13 protein-coding genes and 2 tRNA genes are annotated in these 19014 nt (G+C 61.3%); 11 read left to right on the forward strand and 4 right to left on the reverse strand.

The features are described from left to right. The first annotated feature begins 286 nt into the window (after positions 1-286). From AC6H1L_RS12455 to AC6H1L_RS12485, 7 genes are all read left to right on the forward strand, one after another. Positions 287-1330, forward strand: a complete 1044-nt coding sequence (locus AC6H1L_RS12455) for an ATP-binding cassette domain-containing protein (protein WP_497597818.1) — start codon at positions 287-289, stop codon at positions 1328-1330. A 174-nt stretch (positions 1331-1504) separates the two neighbouring features. Then, positions 1505-2662, forward strand: a complete 1158-nt coding sequence (gene gcvT, locus AC6H1L_RS12460; protein WP_497597819.1) for a glycine cleavage system aminomethyltransferase GcvT — start codon at positions 1505-1507, stop codon at positions 2660-2662. A gap of 135 nt (positions 2663-2797) precedes the next feature. Next, on the forward strand, positions 2798-3184 hold the full coding sequence (gcvH, locus tag AC6H1L_RS12465) for a glycine cleavage system protein GcvH (RefSeq protein ID WP_497601546.1): 387 nt from the start codon (positions 2798-2800) through the stop codon (positions 3182-3184). A gap of 326 nt (positions 3185-3510) precedes the next feature. After that, the gene (gene gcvPA, locus AC6H1L_RS12470; protein WP_497597820.1) at positions 3511-4866 is read left to right on the forward strand and encodes an aminomethyl-transferring glycine dehydrogenase subunit GcvPA; all 1356 of its coding nucleotides are present in this window, start codon (positions 3511-3513) and stop codon (positions 4864-4866) included. Beyond that, the gene (gcvPB, locus tag AC6H1L_RS12475; protein ID WP_497597821.1) at positions 4863-6371 is read left to right on the forward strand and encodes an aminomethyl-transferring glycine dehydrogenase subunit GcvPB; all 1509 of its coding nucleotides are present in this window, start codon (positions 4863-4865) and stop codon (positions 6369-6371) included. The genes gcvPA and gcvPB overlap by 4 nt, the downstream gene beginning before the upstream one ends. Before the next feature lie 320 nt (positions 6372-6691). Further along, positions 6692-8101 carry an amidase gene (locus AC6H1L_RS12480; RefSeq protein ID WP_497597822.1) on the forward strand — a complete coding sequence of 470 codons (1410 nt, stop codon included), beginning with the start codon at positions 6692-6694 and terminating at the stop codon, positions 8099-8101. A gap of 38 nt (positions 8102-8139) precedes the next feature. Beyond that, positions 8140-9492 (forward strand): methyltransferase domain-containing protein, encoded by a 1353-nt coding sequence (locus AC6H1L_RS12485; RefSeq protein ID WP_497597823.1) that lies wholly within the window; start codon positions 8140-8142, stop codon positions 9490-9492. On the opposite strand, the gene AC6H1L_RS12490 is transcribed toward AC6H1L_RS12485, so the two are convergent. Beyond that, positions 9449-10639 (reverse strand): potassium channel family protein, encoded by a 1191-nt coding sequence (locus AC6H1L_RS12490; protein ID WP_497597824.1) that lies wholly within the window; start codon positions 10637-10639, stop codon positions 9449-9451. The two genes, AC6H1L_RS12485 and AC6H1L_RS12490, sit on opposite strands and share 44 nt — an antisense overlap. 560 nt (positions 10640-11199) lie before the next feature. Between AC6H1L_RS12490 and rsgA the strand changes: the two genes are divergently transcribed. After that, positions 11200-12198: a ribosome small subunit-dependent GTPase A gene (gene rsgA / locus AC6H1L_RS12495; RefSeq protein ID WP_497597825.1), complete on the forward strand. Its 999-nt coding sequence runs from the start codon at positions 11200-11202 to the stop codon at positions 12196-12198. 14 nt (positions 12199-12212) lie between these two features. Beyond that, positions 12213-15554, forward strand: a complete 3342-nt coding sequence (locus AC6H1L_RS12500; protein ID WP_497597826.1) for an adenylate/guanylate cyclase domain-containing protein — start codon at positions 12213-12215, stop codon at positions 15552-15554. A 16-nt stretch (positions 15555-15570) separates the two neighbouring features. On the opposite strand, the gene selA is transcribed toward AC6H1L_RS12500, so the two are convergent. The 3 genes from selA to AC6H1L_RS12515 form a co-directional block, all read right to left on the reverse strand. Further along, positions 15571-16944 (reverse strand): L-seryl-tRNA(Sec) selenium transferase, encoded by a 1374-nt coding sequence (gene selA / locus AC6H1L_RS12505; RefSeq protein ID WP_497597827.1) that lies wholly within the window; start codon positions 16942-16944, stop codon positions 15571-15573. A gap of 186 nt (positions 16945-17130) precedes the next feature. Then, positions 17131-17562 carry a type II toxin-antitoxin system PemK/MazF family toxin gene (locus AC6H1L_RS12510; RefSeq protein ID WP_052887442.1) on the reverse strand — a complete coding sequence of 144 codons (432 nt, stop codon included), beginning with the start codon at positions 17560-17562 and terminating at the stop codon, positions 17131-17133. A 125-nt stretch (positions 17563-17687) separates the two neighbouring features. Then, positions 17688-17912: a hypothetical protein gene (locus AC6H1L_RS12515; protein WP_497597828.1), complete on the reverse strand. Its 225-nt coding sequence runs from the start codon at positions 17910-17912 to the stop codon at positions 17688-17690. 335 nt (positions 17913-18247) lie between these two features. Between AC6H1L_RS12515 and AC6H1L_RS12520 the strand changes: the two genes are divergently transcribed. Then, positions 18248-18331 (forward strand) — tRNA-Tyr (locus AC6H1L_RS12520). Between the two features lie 186 nt (positions 18332-18517). Then, positions 18518-18589: transfer RNA gene (locus AC6H1L_RS12525), tRNA-Thr, on the forward strand. The last annotated feature ends 425 nt before the right edge of the window (positions 18590-19014 follow it).

Here is a 19014-nt window from a genome sequence, read left to right on the forward strand (position 1 = left end):
GCTCTAGGCTGACTGTACCATCCGCGACTCTCGTGCGCCACAAAAAAAGGCCGACTGGCGCATTTGAGAGGCTGAAAGGCTTGCCTGACGGTTTGAATGGTCGCGTATTGACGCTGAGTGGAGCAAAAGCCGGGGTGAATAGCGCGGCTGTTAGCCGGGGAAAAGGGCCGCTGTGCGGCATAACCCTCTACTTCCTGTCCAGGTTGGCTCTCCTGTATAATAATCTGCGATCATTGACCCGACTCGACCCAGACGCAACCGCAGCATCGCGAGAGGAGGGAGCACCATGCTATTAGAGGTCTGCCGGCTGGAGAAGACCTTTGCTGGGCGAACCGTGCTATCGATTGCCCATTTGCAGGTCCAGGGAGGGGAAATAGTGGCTGTAATCGGCCCCTCGGGCTGTGGCAAGACCCTCCTGCTGCATATGCTGGCTGGCCAGCTCAAGCCCAGCGGAGGCAGCATTACCCTGGATGGGCGCGACCTCTCTCGTGATCGTCAGGCGCTGGCTCGCGTCGCCTTGCTCTTTGCGGAGGATCTGCTCTACCAGCGGCTGACCCCTCGGCAGTTTTTGGCCTTCTGCTGCGCACTCTATGGCCTTCCCTCGCGCAAGATAGATGAGGTACTGATAGCGGTCGGACTAGGCGATCAAGCTCGGCAGCAGATCGATAAGCTTTCGTGCTCGGCCAAACGGCGCCTCTCCTTTGCTCTTCTGCAACTGCGACAGCCGGCTCTGGCCCTGCTCGACGAGCCGGTGGAACGCGTCGATTGGGATACCGCCCAGCTCTTTGCCCACCTGATCCAGGGGCTGGCCGCTCAGGGCAGCGCTGTCCTGCTCAGCGCCAAAGATCTCGCTTGGGCCGGGAAGTTCTGCACGCGCGTCATTGAACTCGAGGCCGGACGCATCAGCGGCGACTATAGCTATGCGGCCCGCCAGAGCGAAGACGAGAGCAGAGAAGACGAAAGAGCGACCGCGGCGGCACCCACACGCTATGTCCCCTACAAAGTCACGGCGCGCCGGGACGATCGCATCATGCTCTACGATCCCTCGGAGGTCCTCTACGCCACCAGCCGTGATGGTCGAACCATCCTGCGTACTATCAGCGGTGAGGAAGCTACCACCCCTCTGACACTCCAGGAGTTGGAGCGACGCCTGAACGGACGCGGTTTCTTCAAAGCTCATCGTGCCTATCTGGTCAATCTGCAACATATCAAGGCCGTCATTCAATTCACGCGCAACAGCTATACGCTCCAGCTTGACGACCCCCAGGAGATCATGATTCCGCTGAGTAAGCAGGCAGAGCGAGAGCTGCAGAGTCTGCTTGACTACTGAGCGGTGCGTAGAAGGCAAAAGGATGCCCGCCAGTGTAGCCGGGCAGCGCAAACAGGCAGCGCTTGGAGCAAGAAGCAAAGGCGATTCGACGCGGTCGGCAAAATCTGTTATAGTGGAAGCGTCAACCGTGCAGGCACACCAAGCCAAGCCTCGAACCTTGCCAAGGAGTCAACGATGACAACAGAGCACGCCGCAGCAGCTCCTCTGAAACGCACTCCCCTCTATGAGCAGCATCGGGCCCTTGGGGCGCGGATGGTCGAATTTGGGGGGTGGGAGATGCCGCTCCAGTACAGCAGCATTCTCGAAGAACACCGGGCTGTGCGCACACAGGCTGGCCTCTTCGACGTCAGCCACATGGGCGAGTTCCAGATTGAGGGTCCAGAGGCGCTGCCATTTCTTCAGTATTTGGTTCCCAATGATGTCGGGCGACTTGCCATCAATCAAGCGCTTTACACGACGCTTTGCCTGCCCACGGGGGGCGTCATCGATGACCTGCTGGTCTACCGTTTGGAGGCAGAGCGCTATATGGTGGTAGTCAATGCCGCTAACATTGCCAAAGACCTGGCCTGGTTCCAGGAGCAGGCCCGGCGCTTTAAGGCTGTCCAGATCAGCGATCGCTCGCAAGAGACTGCCTTGCTAGCGTTGCAAGGGCCAGCCGCTCAGACCATCCTTCAGCCCTTGACGCCCGTTGACCTGGCGACGATTCGCTATTATCGCTGTCTGCCGGGCGAGGTGGCGGGCCTGGCCTGCCTGATCTCCCGCACGGGCTACACAGGTGAGGACGGCTTTGAACTCTATTGTGAGGCGTCAGCAGCTCCTCTGCTCTGGGAGCGCCTGCTAGCGGCAGGGAAAGAACATGGGCTGGTCCCCGCAGGGCTGGGCGCACGCGATACACTCCGTCTGGAGGCCGGTTATTGCCTCTACGGGCACGAGTTGACGGAGCAGACTAATCCTCTGGAAGCTGGCCTGGCCTGGACGGTAAAATTTGAAAAAGGTGACTTCATTGGCCGCGAGGCCCTGCTGCGGGTGCGCGAGCAGGGAGCGGCGCGCAAGCTCATGGGCCTGGAGATGCTCGAACGTCGCGTCCCCCGCGGTGGCTATACTATCTATGATAGCGACAACGACGGCGCCAGCGGGCGCAATGGGGAGAACCAGCGGGCCATCGGCGTAGTAACCAGTGGGGCCCCTAGCCCAACGCTCAACAAGAGCATTGGTATGGGCTATGTCGAGGCTTCTCGCGCTTTGCCCGAGCACCTCGTACAGGTCGAGATTGGTGATCGGCGCCTGGCCGCACGCCTCGTGGCCCTGCCCTTCTACAAGCGCCGCAAATAAGGCGAAGCCTTGAGCAGGCAGGTCGCACGTCACCGGCGGCGAAGCACGTGGAAGACGCTGCCTTAGCCCGCGAGCAGAACAGCAGGAAAAAGAAAGGCTGAACAGAGCAAAAGGAGAACAGAGGATATGGCGAGCCTGAATCATCCGGCTGACCTCAAATACAGCAAAACCGATGAGTGGGTCCGCGTCGAGGGCGACCAGGCGACCATCGGCATCACAGACTATGCTCAGGATCAGCTCGGCGATGTCGTCTATGTCGAAATTCCCCTGGCGCCCGGCCAACAGCTGAGCCGCGATCAGAAATTTGGCGACATCGAATCCGTGAAAGCCACCTCCGAGCTGGTAGCGCCGGTCAGCGGCGAGGTCTTGCAGATCAATGAGCAGCTCAAGGATCACCCTGAGCTGGTCAACGAACAGCCTTATGGCGAAGGCTGGATGCTGGTAGTCAAGCTGAGCAATCCTGCGGAACTGGATGATCTTATGACCGCTGAGCAGTACATCGCCTATCTCGAAGGGCGTTGATGCTGGCTTATTGGCTCACTGTGGCCCGCTCTGCTTATGCCGCTACTCTGCCGCTTCTCACTTGCCCATCTGCTTTCTCTGCAGCCCACCGTCTGCCAGACCAGTTCCCAGGAGAGGCAAAAAGAGGGCGCGCAGTTGCCTTGCCGCCTGCGTCGGCGGGCCACGCTTATCAAAACTGGTCAGATGTCTGGATGTCCTGTGTCTTCCTCCCTGAGTGCGAACAACGGCTGGCTCTTCTGGCTGGCGGAAGCGGATCAGTGGGCATCTGCGACATCTGCGATCGATTGACCCTGATTCCAGTTCACCGTTCAGGAGATGAAGCTACGATGGGATACATACCAAACACGCCCCAGGAGCAACAAGCCATGCTTGAGCACCTGGGCTTACGATCGATGGAAGACTTATTAGAGCCGGTACCCGAGGAAGTACGCCTGCGCCGTCCTCTCAACCTGCCGCCGGCCCTGGCCGAGCCAGAGCTGAAGCGACTCATGATGAGCATGGCGGCCAAAAACAAGAGCCTTGATCAGGTCATCTCCTTCCTGGGTGCCGGCACCTACGAGCATGCCATTCCCAGCGTTGTACCGCATCTACAGCGCCGCTCCGAATTTGTCACCTCCTACACGCCTTATCAGCCGGAAGTCAGCCAAGGTATGCTGCAGGCCATCTACGAATTTCAAACAATGGTCTGCCAGCTTACCGGGCTAGACATTGCCAACGCCTCGCTCTACGACGGCGCCACGGCTCTCGTCGAGGCCGTTTTCATGGCCCTCGGTCCCGGCGGCCAAGGCGAAGTCGTCGTCTCAGCCGGCATTGACCCCCAATACCGCCGCGTCCTGCGAACCTATGCCCACGCACGCGGCTTCAGCGTCCGTGAAATCGCAACAGAGAACGGCGTCACCTCGCTTGCGGCTCTAGAAGCTGCCGTCGGACCTGAGACCGTGGCCGTCGCCATCCAACAGCCGAACTTCTTCGGTTGCATCGAGGATGTCAAAGCTATCGAACCGTTGGTTCACCGTCACAGCCGCACCGTCTTCATCAGCGTCACCAGCGAGCCGGCTTCCTTCGGCCTGCTGTCCTCGCCGGCGGAGTACAACGCCGATATCGCTGTTGGTGAGCTGATGAGCTTTGGAAACCCTATGAGCTTCGGCGGGCCAGCCCTGGGCTTCCTGGCTGCGCGCGAGCGCTTCTTACGCCTGATGCCGGGGCGTCTGGTGGGGCAGACGGTCGAAGAAGGAGGCGCCAAGCAGACCGGTTATGTTCTGACGCTGCAGACGCGCGAGCAACATATTCGCCGCGAGCGCGCAACCTCTAATATCTGTACTAATCAATCACTGTTGGCCGTTGGCGCCACAATCTACATGGCGGCCCTGGGTAAGGAGGGCCTGCGCGAACTGGCGACCCTCTGCCTGCATAAGGCTCGCTACGCTCAGCGCCAGATCAGCGCCCTGCCTGGCTTCTCACTCGCTTTCAATAGTCCCTTCTTCGATGAATTTGTGATCCGCCTGCCGGTCTCGCCCACGCGCCTGCAGGAGCACCTGCTGCAGTACGACATCATCGGCGGCTACGACCTGGGCCGCGACTATCCCGATCTGACCAATCATATGCTCTTCTGCGTGACCGAGACGCGCACTCGCGAGGATATCGACCGCCTGGTGGCGGCCTTAAAGGAGGTGGCGGCATGAGCGTTGAGCCGCTGATTTTCGAAAAAGGTGCCCCTGGACGACGTGCTGCAACCTTGCCCGCGCTGGATGTGCCTGCCGAGCCGCTGGAGAGCCTGATACCACCCCATCTGCTGCGCCAGGAGCCGGCTCCTCTGCCCGAGGTCAGCGAGATCGAGATTGTGCGCCATTATACCCATCTATCGCAGCGCAACTTTGGGGTTGACACCGGCTTTTATCCGCTCGGCTCCTGCACGATGAAGTATAATCCGAAGCTCAACGAGGATATGGCTGCGCTACCAGGCTTCGCCGCACTTCATCCCCTCCAGCCCGAAAGTACTGTCCAGGGAGCCATTCAGTTGCAATATGAGTTAGAACAGTATCTAGCTGAAATTGCTGGTATGGCGCGCGTAACCTTGCAACCTTCAGCGGGGGCGCATGGTGAACTCACGGGCCTGATGCTCATCAAGGCGTACCATGAACATCGTGGCGAGGGGCATCGCAATCTGGTGCTGATCCCTGACAACGCCCACGGCACTAATCCCGCCAGCGCCACGCTGGCTGGCTATCGCGCCGTTGAAATCAAGACCGATCCGGCCACTGGCGGCCTTGACATGGATCGCCTGCGCTCGCTGCTCGATAGCCAGGGGAAGCAGGTGGCGGCCATCATGTTAACCAATCCCAATACGCTGGGCATCTTTGACCGCAATGCCGTTGAAATTGCGCGTCTGGTGCACGAGGCAGGAGGACAGCTCTACTACGATGGGGCCAATGCCAATGCTGTCCTGGGAATCACGCGCCCGGGCGACATGGGCTTCGATGTTGTGCATTTCAATTTACACAAGACCTGCAGCACGCCGCACGGTGGTGGGGGACCAGGGGCAGGCCCCATTGGCGTTAAAGAGCACCTTGTCCCCTTCCTGCCTGGCCCGCTGCCGGCCAAAGACGAGCACGGTAACTACTACTGGGCTGATCCGGGGCCGCTCTCGATTGGCAAAGTGCGCGCCAACACGGGCAACTTCGGGGTACTTGTCCGTGCCTATGCCTATATTCGCACCTATGGGCCGGATGGGCTGCTGCGCGTTGCCCAGAGCGCCATTCTCAATGCCAACTATCTGCGGCATGAACTGGCCTCTGACTACGAAATCGCCTTCCCTCAAGTGCGCCTGTGCCAGCATGAGTTTGTTGCCACAGCTCAGCGCCAAAAGCAAGAGAGCGGTGTTACGGCCAACGATATCGCCAAGCGCTTGCTTGATTTCGGCATGTATGCCCCGACCATCTACTTTCCGCTCATCGTACATGAGGCCCTGATGATTGAACCGACGGAGACCGAGACGCGCGAGACGCTGGACTACTTTGTCAAAGTCATGCGTCAGATTGCCCACGAAGCGCGCACCAACCCAGAGATCGTCAAAACGGCCCCGCACACCACGCCGGTGGGGAGGCTTGATCAGGCGCTGGCGGCGCGCCGTCCCAATCTGCGCTGGCGGCCGGGGCAGGAGCGGACTCATGGCCTCGGGCAGCCGTAGGCTCTACCCTGCCTGCGGGTTTGGGCCTGGAGATCAACGCAGCGAGCGTGCGGACGCAGCAACGGCTATCTCGGCTCTCCCCTGAGCTGCTTGCCGGCTGCGTTCGCGCCTCGCTCGTGACCGCTCTGCTCTCCCCTGCGCTGCCTGACGGAGAGAAACTCTTGCTTCAGTCAGCGCGGGGCGGAGCAGAAAGCGGGAGGAACCGGAGCAAGATGGCCTACCCGGGCGTGATACAATAAAAGGAAGACCTGGCCGCCCAAGTGCCCGGTGCTAGCTAGCATGCATGCATGTATATGCATTGTGCAGCGTGAAAGGAAAGCATGCTCTATCGAACCATTCGTGAGCTGGCGGACGACATCCGCTCCGGGATGACAACCCCTGGGGAACTCGTCAGCGAGGCTCTAGCACGTATTGAGGCCCTTGATGGTGAACTACGAGCCTTTATCACTGTGATGCGCGATGCGGCTCTCCAGGCTGCCGAAGAGGCCGAGCGCGAGCAGCGTCGCGGCTTCTTCCGTGGTCCCCTGCATGGCATTCCCATCGCCGTAAAAGACCTCATTGCCGTACGCGGGGCACCTCTCACCGCTGGCTCGCAGGTTCTGGCTGGCCATGTGGCGCAGGAGGATGCCAGCGTTGTCGAGCATCTGCGGCGTCATGGAGCCGTCATTATCGGCAAGACAAACACCCATGAATTTGGTCTAGGTGTCTTCACCCCTCCGACGCGCAATCCCTGGAAGCGCGAACATGTTCCTGGCGGCTCAAGCGGCGGCTCCGCTGTAGCGGTGGCGGCCGGTATGTGCGCCGGTGCTCTCGGCACCGACACAGGCGGCTCGATTCGCATTCCGGCGGCCTGCTGTGGCGTCACTGGTCTCAAACCGACCTATGGGCGCGTCAGTTGTCATGGAGTGATCCCGCTCTCCCGTTCGCTAGACCACGTAGGGCCGCTGGCCCGCAGCGCTGAAGACTGCGCCCTGCTTTTCGACGCCATCGCCGGCTATGATCCGCGCGATCCTGAAAGCGTTTCTGGCCCGCCCTCACGCTCGTCGGCCCTCCTCATTGAGGGACCAGAGGGGCGCGGGCCGCTCTCATTGCAGGGCTTGCGGCTTGGTCTGCCGCCGGAGGATTTCGTGGCACCGCTTGATCCCGAAGTGCGCGCCGCCTGGAGGGCTGCCGTCCTTATCTTCCAGGAGGCCGGTGCCCAGATCAGTGAGGTGTCGCTCAGTCGGCCTTCGCTCGCTACCTTCCGTACCATCCAGCTTCCCGAAGCTGCCTTTGCTCATCGTGAGCGCGGCTGGCTTAGCGAGCGAGCTGCCCTGTATGGTCCGCTCACGCTGCGTCGCCTGCAGGAGGGCGAGCGCATCAGTGCCATTGACTATCTGCGTGCTCAGCAGGAGCGACGGATCTTCTCCACACACCTGCGCTCGGTGCTACAGCGGGTCGATGCCCTGGTGCTGCCTGCTCAACCGATGCCGGCCATCCCCATCGACCAGATCGATCAGGAAATCACTATCGAGGGCCAGCGAGAGGAGGCCACTGCCGCCGCCTTGCGCCTCACATTGCCCTTCAATCTGGCTGGCCTTCCCGCCGTGGCGTTCCCCTGTGGCTTCAGCCGGGCCGGTCTTCCGCTTGGCCTCCAGGTAGTAGGCAACGCCTTCGACGAAGCAACTGTCTTGAGAATTGCTCATGCCTACCAGCAACTAACCGATTGGCATCGGCGAGACATTCCCTGATCCTATCAGTCAGCAGGAAGAACGGAAAGGAGGGCCTCATGGAAGCAGGTCCAGCGCGCGACCCTGATCCCGATCTGGCCCGCCAGAATGGCGCGCGCCAGCGCCAGGCGCACGTAGCGGCCCTGCAACAATCGCTTGTCGACCACCTGAAAGCGCGTGGCTTCCTGCGCACAGCCCGGGTCGAAGCGGCCTTTCGGGCTGTGCCCCGTCACCTCTTCCTGCCTGGGGTGCCGCCTGAAGAGGCCTATCGCGACCAGGTCATTCCCCTCAAAGTCGTTGACGGCGTCTGCGTCAGCTCCTCGTCGCAGCCGGCCATCATGGCCATTATGCTGGAGCAGCTTGAACTGGAGCCGGGTCAGCATGTGCTGGAGATCGGAGCTGCCAGCGGCTACAACGCCGCGCTCATGGCTCACATTGTAGGCGAAAGCGGCAGCGTGGTCACCATCGACATTGATGAGGATCTGGTGGCGGGAGCGCGCGCGCATCTGGATGCCGCCGGTTACGGACATGTGCGCGTTATCTGTGGGGACGGCGCCCAGGGCTATCCGCCAGCGGCCCCGTATGATCGCATCATTCTTACTGTAGCCTCGGGCGATATTGCGGCCCCCTGGTATGAACAGCTCAAGCCCAACGGACGCCTCTTGCTGCCTCTGGCCCTGCGCGACGCCCAATTCTCGGTAGCTTTAGAGTGGCAAGGGGACCACCTTGAGAGCGTCTCGGTGCGCTGCTGCGCCTTTATGCTGCTCCGTGGGCCGTTCGCGGAGGCCGGCGGGATCTTCGCCCTCGGACCAAGGTCAGACGCCAGCCCTGTTCTCCAATTGCGCCTGAACAACTATCAGGCGGTGGACGTGGCCGCGCTTTATCGCGATCTAACGGGTCCCTGGTATGACCTGCCCAGCGGCGTACTCTCCAGTCTGCATGAGATCCACTACAGCTTTAACTCCTGGCTCTCGCAGCGCGAGCCAGCGGCCTGCAGCCTTGTGGCTCAGCGCGAGCACGCCGCGCTAGCCGAGCTACCCTGGCTCTTCAGGATAGCTGGCCTGGAGACGCGCGCCACCATTGGGATTGTGGCCGACAATCATATTGCCTTGCTTGCTCTGCCTCCGGGCTGGAGACAGCCGGCCAGCACCAATGGACAAAGCAATCAGGCCACCTGCGAAATCATGGTGCGCTGCTTTGGCGGGGCCGAATATCTGGCCCGGCATCTGCTGTCTCTGCTGCGCACCTGGAATGCGGCGGGCCGGCCTGCTGGCTGGTATCTTTTCCCCAGCGATGAGCGCTTCCGCCTGCGTGTCTATCCGCTGCAGGTTCCCTGTCCCGAGGAGCCTGCGCCCGAGCGCCTCATCTTTACCCGGCGCTGGTCTCGTCTGGTGATTGAACGCCAGGCTTGATCGACTCGAACTGGCGCTGCAACTTGAGCATCTTGTGCTGCCAGGCCGCAGCATCCTGGCTGGCGGCCAAAAGCTCCCACGGGCTGGTCTGCCAATCATCAATCACCTTCGCAGGCGCCCACGCAGGTAGCGGCATCTCCAGACGCCGTGCCAGGCTCTGGACATACGGCTCATAAAGCCGTCGCAACTCAGCAAGGCGCCGCTCGCGCTCGGGCGAGGTTGCTAGCCCCAGCTCTGCCAGTGTCGCCAGCAGACGCGCGCGCTCGTCGCTGGTCAGGCGTTCCTCAGCGGCAGAGCGGGGCTTCACGTCGAAAATCTGGGCCAGGTCAACAGCCGCATGGCGGGCGATAGCAAAGGTAAACCAGGCAGTTTGTGCGGGCAGGTCATCCAGATAGGCGATAATCAGGGCACAGGCATCGAGAAGTGTCGTCAGGGCAGCCAGCCACGACTGACGCTCGTGCTGAGAGCGATAGTAGATCAGTACAGGGTAAGAGAGATGGCTCTCAAGCAATTCAGCAGCCCAACGCTCCCACTCGCGCAGCAAACGCACCAACTCGGGGAACTGCTCGCCCCGCCCGTGGCGGCGCAGCAGCTCTAGAGCACTGGGAGGCGAGCCAGCATGCGCGTCGAGTAGAGCAATGCTGGCCTCGCGGCGCGAGAAAGCCTGATAGATCACTGGCAGATAGCTCAGCACCAGCGCCAGAAAGCCAAAGCCCGTGCCGGCTTCCACCACTGTCACCAGACGCGCCGGCCCGGCCTGGGGGACCACATCCCCGAGGCCAAGCGTAAAGAAGGTTGTACCGCTCAGATAAAAAAGCGTCCCCAGCGTCACATGTCCCTCCGGGGCGCGCACTGCCGTGCCCAGACTCCATTGCAGCAGAGCAAAGCCGCTGACTAAGCCTCCTGCCCAGACTACCAGCAGAAACAAGAGTGAGAGTGGCCCGTACAGGCTCAAAACATATTCTCTCCTGGCCCCATGAGGGATAAGATGGGCAGGGCGGCGCCACAACCACCAGCTTACTCGAAAAATCAGGCGCGCCAGACGAAAGCGGTGCGAGACACGCCGCGGTAAAACCACGGTTTCAAAGGCGTCCTGCAGGATGACAAGTATCAAGAGAACACTCCCAAGGCCAACGATCCAGGACATAGCAGCACTCCTCCCTCCTGTGCCTGAGCCGAAGCAATGCCGACAAACTCCATCTCTGCTCAACAAGAAGCGCCAGAGAGTCGACGCTGTTTCAGGCTAGCCTATCAAAGGAGGCAACGTCAATGCCTGCTCCGTGTTGCTCCCTTATCGAGCGATCATCGATCATTGGCCAGATCGGTGACCAGACATGTCGCCGTAAGACAAGCAACCTCTTGGCTCTGCGACCAGCAGCCCGCCCCGGACCTGGCCTGCTGACGATTGTGAAGTGCATTGACAAAGTGCCCGTCTCTCCTGTAATCTGTCAGGAGAGACAAAAAGGGCCTCTCTTCTCTGGCCTGGGCCTTGGAACGGGGGCATGAAGGCGCGAGGCTGATAGGGATCTCCGTCCCTGGGCAGTCCATGGCCAGGCCGGAAATCAGCGAGCTTCTCTGTCTCCCTCTCCCCTACTTGATGGCGTGCTATCAGCTAGAGTTCTGGGGTAGAGGCTCTATTCTCATGACGGAAGATGAGGGCGCTGAACGCTTGAGGGTACTGAAGAAAAGGAAGCCAGCAAAAACACGATGGAACTGCTGACCGGTATAGTGCTTAGCGGAGCACACGGCATTTACGAGGTCTATACCGATCAGGGCAAGCTGCGTTGCACGCTCCGTGGCAAGCTCAAGAAGGCTTTCGCTGAGGCAGCTCGGGGGCGTACCGCGCGCGGCAAGGTCACCGGTCCATTGGCGCGTCAGCAGCGTGCAGAGGCGGAAGTGACGACGCTGCCATCGCGGCTGAGCGTCGGTGATCGTGTTAAGGTGCGGCGCCTTGATGCAGAGACAGGCTTGATTGAGGAGGTGCTGCCGCGTCAGAGCGAGCTGGCGCGGCGCGATGTCGGCTCGCGCGAGAGCAATCCGCGGGCGCAGACGCTGCTTGCAAATCTGGATCAGGTGGTGATTGTTTTCGCCACCACGCAACCGGAGCCTCATTTTGGCATGCTCGACCGCTATCTTGCTATCTGCGAGCATGCCGAGCTGCGCCCGATCATCTGTATTAACAAGGTCGATCTACCCCACGACAAGAGCGTCGAGGAAGCTGCTGCCCTCTACCAGCAGCTTGGCTACACCGTCCTCTGGACGAGCTGCGAGACCGGCCAGGGGATCGAGCAACTGCGCGAGCTGCTCAAGGATCATATCACGCTCTTTACTGGGCCTTCCGGGGTGGGCAAATCCTCATTAGTCAATGCCCTTGAACCGGGCATGGCTGTGCGCACTGGTATGGTGAGCGCCGCCACGGGCAAAGGACGCCATACCACGACCAGCTCTCAGCTCTACCCGCTCTCTAGCGGGGGCTGGCTCGCTGATTCCGCTGGTATCCGGGCCCTTGCCGCCTGGAATATTCCCAAGGAAGAGCTGGCCAGTTGCTTTGTCGAGTTTCGCCCCTATCTGGGCGAGTGCTTCTACTCCGACTGCCTTCACGTCGATGAGGAAAATTGCGCCATCCGCCAGGCGGTCAGGGATGGCCTGATCCACGAACGGCGCTATCAGAGCTACGTCCGCATGCTGAAAGAGGAAGAGCGCTAGTGGACGTCAGCAGCATGCCTGCAGAACGCAAGCTGGTCACCGTCCTCTTCGCCGATGTGGCTGGTTCAACGGCTCTCGGCGATGAGCTGGATGCCGAGGACCTGCGCACGCTGATGGGCCGCTATTACGAGCATGCCCGCCAGGTGATCACGGCCCACGGCGGTACGCTGGAGAAGTTCATAGGCGACGCTGTAATGGCTGTCTTCGGCCTGCCGCTTGCCCACGGAGATGATGCTGAGCGAGCCCTGGCCGCGGCGCTGGCCCTGCGCCAGGCTGTGGCAGATGACCCGCTGCTGCCCCCGGCTTTTCGCCTGCGCATCGGCGTCAACAGCGGCCAGGTGATGGCCGCGGGCAACACCAGCCGGGGCGATTTCTTAGTGACAGGCGACGCCGTCAACATCGCTGCTCGCTTGCAGCAGAGCGCGGCCCCCGGAGAGATTCTGGTGAGCGAGCGCACCGCGCAGGCAGGCAGATTTGCCTTTCTCTTTGGCCCGGCGCGCGAAGTAACTGTCAAAGGCAAGCTACAGCCGCTACGCGCCTTTCCCTTGGAGGCCGCCCGCCCGCGGCGCCTGCTAGAGCTGCCTCCTTTTGTAGGCCGCCAGCGCGATCTAGAGCAGCTGCGGCTCTTGCTTGAACGCACCTGCGAGGAGCAGCGTCCATACTATCTCTCGCTCATCGGGCCGGCGGGCAGCGGCAAGACGCGCCTCCTGACGGCTTTCCTGGACTCGCTCGCCTCGTATCCCGAACTGCGCATCGTGTACGCTTCCTGCCCGCCCTATGGCCAGCTCTCTGCGACCCAACCGCTGAGCGAGCTGCTCAGTGGTCTGCTGCACGGCGAGTCAGCACCTGGCTCGGAGAACGACAGAGCCGCCCTGCAGGCCTGCTTTCGCGAGCAAGGCTATAGTGAGGAGGATGCCGCGCGCCTCGCCGCTTTGATCCTGCAGTCGCTGGGACTGAGCGCCGGCCAGAACGCTTTGCCGGCAAGCATCTTTGCCGCCTGGCGGCAGCTCATTGCAGGCTGCGCTCGGCGCGCTCCCTGCCTCATCATTGTCGATGACCTCCATCACGCCCCTGATAGCCTGCTCGACCTTATCGAAGCCCTGCTCGGCATGCGGGCTGCGGTCCCGCTCCTGCTGATCCTGCTCAGCCGGCCCGAGCTGCTGGAGCGCCGTCGCCACTGGGGGGGTGGTCGGCAAAACGCTCTCTGCCTGGCCCTTTCGCCTCTCACTAGCGAGCAGATCCGCACATTGCTGGCAAAGACGGAGGTGGCTCTGCCTGAGGCATTGCGCGAGGAGATCGTAGAGCGCGCCGGTGGCAATCCCTTCTTTGCCCTGGAGCTGGTACGTGGTCTGCAGGAGCTGCAGCAACAGGGCCACAGCCCTGCTGGTATCGCCCTGCCCGATACCGTCCATGCCAGCCTGCTGGCGCGCCTTGACCGGCTGCCCCTGCCGGCGCGCCGCCTGCTGCAGATTGCCTCGGTAGCCGGGCAGAGCGCTTCCAGATCCCTGCTGCAGGCCATCTTTCTCCAGGAGGAAGGGCTGACCAGTGAGGACTTTGAGGAGGCCCTCAATGACCTGCTGCTGCGCGAGCTCCTAGTCGCTGAGCCGGCCGAAACCCTAACCTTCTCACACAATCTCGTGCGCGATGTCGCTTATACAATGCAGGCGCGTGGCGAACGCCTTCACCTGCACAGTCGTATCGCTGCCTGGCTGGAGCAGCAGGCGAACGAGCCATCGGCGCTGGCAAACATCCCCTTGATCGCCTATCACTATCGCGAAGCCCTGAACCTTGCCCGCCAAGGAGCCATTCGTCAGGACCTCCCGTTTCCCAGCGCCGTAGCGCTACGCGCCTTCGAGCAGGCGGGCCTGCTGGCTGCTGGTGCTGGTGCCTTTGCCGAAGCCCAGCGCTGGCTGGAGCTGGCCATCGAGCTGGCCCCTCCTAACGAGCAAGTGCGCCTCTATGAGCTGCTCGGCGACAGCTTCTACTGGGGGGATACGAAGCGTGTGGCCTATCAAGAGGCTCTGAAGCGCTGGCGCTCACTGGAGCAGCGCGATCCCCTCAGCGGGGCGCGCCTGCTGCGCAAGCTGATCATCTGCGACACACGCTTCGCCATACTCCGCTCGCTCACGCTAGAGGAGGTCGTCCGGCTGGGTCAAGAGGCCCTCACCCTCGCTGAAGAGGCTGGTGACGAAGACGAGATCTGGCGCCTGCGCGTCGCCCTCAGCTTCGGCCTGATTATCCAGCAGCGCGCAGGTCTGCCCGAGTCCCAGGCGCCTCAAGAGGCCGCGAGCCTCTTATTCACGAATGTGCTCATGAAGCCTGCCTCCGGCTTAGCAAAAGTGCCTACCCATCTGGAGGCCGCGCGCAACCTGCTTCAGCAGGCCATAGACTATTTCGAACAGCGCGGCGACCAGGTTGCCCTGAGCGAGGCCCTCGATGCCCTGGGGGCACTTGACTTCTTTCTGGGGAACAGCGAGAGCTTCATCAGCACTGCCATGCGCCGCCTGAGCCTGCCCGCTCTGCCTGCCGAGGAGTACATCGATGCCATCAACGGCGCCGCCTACACCAACCTCTTGCTCGGCCAGTTGCAGCAAGTGATCGACCTCGGCAAAACAGCCTGCAGTCGTGCTCGTGCGGAGTTGCCTCTGCCATACCTGAGCAAAACGCTCTCCGCGCTCGCCATCGCGGCCTTCCTCGCCGGCCACTGGGAAGAGATCGACGCTCTGCTGCCCCTGCTGGAGGCCACGCGCGAGCAGATCAGCTCCGACGCGGAGCGTACCGCTCAGCTGGCCGATGCCTACGCCATCGCGTTCTTTGTCGCGCAGGCGCGCGAAGCAACGGTAGAGTGGGAGCGCCTGGCAACCCTGGTACGCTCTCTGGTGCCAGAGGACCCGCGTTTCGCGATCGATCGCGGCGTGCTGGAAGCCATGCGGCAGGACGATCCGCGGCTCATGCCCGTCGAAGGCTTCCGGCGCGATTATTTACACCTGCTCAATCTCCTGCGCTTCTATAGCGAACATGGCCTGAGCGCCCCGCCAGCCCTGCTGAGAGAAGCCGAGGAGATTCAGAGCGAGGGGGACAGTCCCTTGCTGGCTCTCTACCTGGCAATTGCCCAGGCCCTGGCCAGCAATGACCTGGTAGCTCTCGCCCGGGCCATCGACGAAGCCGAAGCCGCTGGCCACCTCCCACATGCCGCCCGCATGCGCCTGATCCTCGCTCAGCGCAGTGGCGACCGTCAGCAGATGGAGCGTGCCCGTCCCCTGTTAGAGCGTCTGGGAGACCGCCGTGCCCTGCAGCGCCTGGCTGAGATCGAGGTCAACCTCAGCAGCGCCCCATCCGAACAGCGCGCCAGCTAGTCGCCAGACCGCACACTTATTCAGCGCGTAAGCAGGCCAGCAGCCCAGCCAGCAGCTCCTCATCTTGCTCCTCCAGGACCGTGCGCGGATCAAGCAGCAACGCATCGCGCAAAATGCGGCCCACAATCGGCACCGGACGAGCGCGCAGACGACGCGCCAGCTCCTCTAACGGGCAAGGTACCTTGCCCCCCTCCAGAGCCAGCAGGGCCGTCGGAAGTGTCTCTCCTGGAAGCGATCCACCGCCAACCGTTGACTCGCCAGCACGTACACTGGCCGCAAACCCCTGCTCCTGCAAGGCCCGTGCCCAGCGCCCGGCGCGCTCCTGCAAACGCGACAGCGGCAGCGCAATCATGCGCCAGACCGGGATCATCTCCTCAGCCTCACCCCGCTGATAATGGCGCAGCGTTGCCTCCAGCGCGGCCAGCGTCAGCTTATCCACCCGCAGGGCCCGCATCAAAGGATGACGAGCGATGCGCTCCAGCAGCGCCGCGCGCCCCAGAATAATCCCAGCCTGGGGACCGCCCAGGAGCTTATCGCCAGAAAAGCAGACCACATCCACACCCGCCGCCAAACTCTCCTGCGGCATCGGCTCATGGGCCAGACCATAGCGCTCGCTCGGGAGCAGGCAGCCACTGCCCAAATCCTCCATAACCAGCAGCCCGTGATCATGCGCCAACTTCACCAGATCACCGATCGGCGTCGACTCCACAAAACCAGTCAGGCGGAAATTGCTCGGGTGGACAGCCAGCAGCAGGGCAGTTCGCTCCGAGATAGCTGCCGCATAATCGCTCAAGCGCGTACGGTTGGTCGTGCCCACCTCGACCAGCAGGCAGCCACTCTGGCGCATCACATCGGGCACTCGGAAGCCGCCGCCGATCTCCACCAACTGCCCACGCGAAATAATCACCTCGCGACCAGCCGCCAGCGTCGAAAGAGCCAGCAAAACCGCCGCCGCATTATTATTCACCACTAGCGCCGCCTCGGCACCGGTTAGCTCACGCAACAAAGCAGAAGCATGCACATGGCGAGAACCACGCGCCCCAGCCTCCAAGTCATATTCCAGATTAGCATAGCCCTGGGCCACAGCCTGCATAGCCCGCAGAGCAGCAGCGCTCAAAGGGGCGCGCCCCAGGTTCGTATTAATAATCACCCCAGTGGCGTTAATCACAGGACGCAGCGAAGGCTGTAGCATGGCCGAGAGCCAGCGACGAGCGGCTGCAAGCAGGTCAGAGGGTGAAGGGCTGGGAGCGCCCTGGCGCACTGCAGCGCGAGCCTCTGCCACCACCTGACGCAGAGCCCGCGTCGCCAAAGGGCGCCCAAACTCGGCGCTCAACTGCAGGCCTTCAGGCGACTGCAACAGAGCGCTAATAGAAGGAAGAAGACGCAACATCACAGCATCCTCAACGGCCAGAGAGTCAGCCAATGCAGCCAACGGCCCACGGCAACACGGCGCAGTGGCAGCAACCAGAGGCGGAGCCTGGCAAAGAGCAGAAGGAATGCCATTGGACGAGCGCCCACCCAGGCGAATGGCTAGGCCAGCAGGAGGCCGCTCGACCAGATGGTTGCGTCCTCAACATCAGTGCAAAGAATAGTACATCGTAATGCCCAGGCTATTGGCGATCTTCCCCATGATCGCGTAGAGATCGGCATCATGGAGCCGGCAGATGGCGTACTGGTCTGCGAGCAACGTCCGAAGAACAGGATAGAGAAGCTCCGTCTTCACCAGGCTATCGGTATCCAGAAGAGGATAATCGCGCTTCAAGAGCAGATGGTGATAGGGGCGGAGCTTGCCCCGGTAGGACGTCAGTGCGACCACATTGACGGCGCCGGCGTGGCGGCAGAAAGGTTCAGCGGAGACCACCAGGGCCGGATGCCAGTCCAGGATGCGCTTCTCCTCGATGCCGGGGGGAAGGGCGGGATAGCCAAAATTCACCCAGTATACCATGCCGAACTGCACAGGCGTATGATACGTCAATGCTTCAGGCGGCAACTCTGGTGGATGAGGCATAGCGTTTTATCCAGACACCCTACCTTGACACATCACGTGATAAATTGAGATAGTGCTTAGTAACGAGAATGATACCACAAAAAGAGCCAGTATGCATCTGGCACAGGGCAGGTATTATGCTAACCTTAGCGATGAGCAGAGACGGCGGAGGTACGGCTTGAAGCATCGCCGCTTTCGCGCTGGGCATAGAAACAAGCGCTGGTGAGAGGCCAAGAGCGCTCGACCAGGCTCAGGCGCTCCTCGCGTTCCTCCTCACTTTCCTCCTGGAGGGCCTGAGAGATCAGCTCCATCTCCTGCTGATACTGCTCAGCGAGTAAAGAAGAGCGCTTGAAGTCGCAGTTTGTTGCCATAGGGAATACCTCGTTCCTTCTTCCTTCCTTACCTTGCCTTGCCTTGCCTTCGTCCTTTTCCGTCCTGGCCAGAAAACAGCATTCGACACCATCAGGCCGAGCTGCTGCAGGCTGGCGCGAGGGTTACACCCGTGCTGGTGGGGAAGCGCATTGTCTTTGACGCAGGAGATTATACCAGCAAAACTGGCCCACGACAATGGCTGGCCCCCAGACTTTCCTAGCGCGAGCTTTCCAGACAGCCTTTTCTAGAAAGTGCTTGACATCAACAGCCCCTTCGGCTATAATGGACACGTCAGCCAAACAGCAAGTGGCTGATGACCGACGTAATTTCGTGTGGGCAGTTTCCGGAGCGGTCAAACGGGGCTGACTGTAAATCAGCTGGGAAACCTACGGGGGTTCGAATCCCTCACTGCCCACCAGCGCAAAAGCGGCGTGCCTCGGTCAGGGCGTACGCTCAGATCAGGTGAGTGGATAAGGTCAAGAGGCGGCTGCAGGGCAGCGGTGCACCTGGGCGAGCGTGGAGCAGTGGCAGGTGAGTCAGTTGGCAATCTGGCAGCTGAGGATGTGATCCGCCGCCTGGTGTGAATGCGCTGATGATCTGTCTGGCCCGTGTGGCGCAGCGGTAGCGCACAGTCTTGGTAAGACTGTGGTCGTGGGTTCGATTCCCATCACGGGCTCCCGTGGTTTCTGATGATGCCTTGCTGCTTTCTGAGGCATGCATCTTCACGAATATCCGCGCCGGATCTTTCTACGTTTCGCTGCCGTCTTCTGATACCGTCGCCGCTTCCCTCCTTCTTCGCAGATTCTTTCCTCTCCTGGTGGCTTGCGTCAATAACCATCCTGAGAAGAGGCGAAGAATCCGAAAGAGCGAGAGAAGCCAGGTTGGCTCTTTGACCAATCCGTTCGCTCGGTCACTCGCTCGTCAATCCGCCTGAAAAGAGCTATAGTCGCAGTAGCAAAATGGAGAGTAAACGAGGGTGCCGCAACGAGGCCTGAAGCAAGGCTCAGGAGACGGCTGCTGTATGTCTAGCGCAGGTCGCTCTTTTGTTTCTCTTCATCATTCGATTGCACTAGTACGGTCAAATTGCAGGAGGAGCCTTTG

This window comes from Thermogemmatispora argillosa (assembly GCF_059696725.1).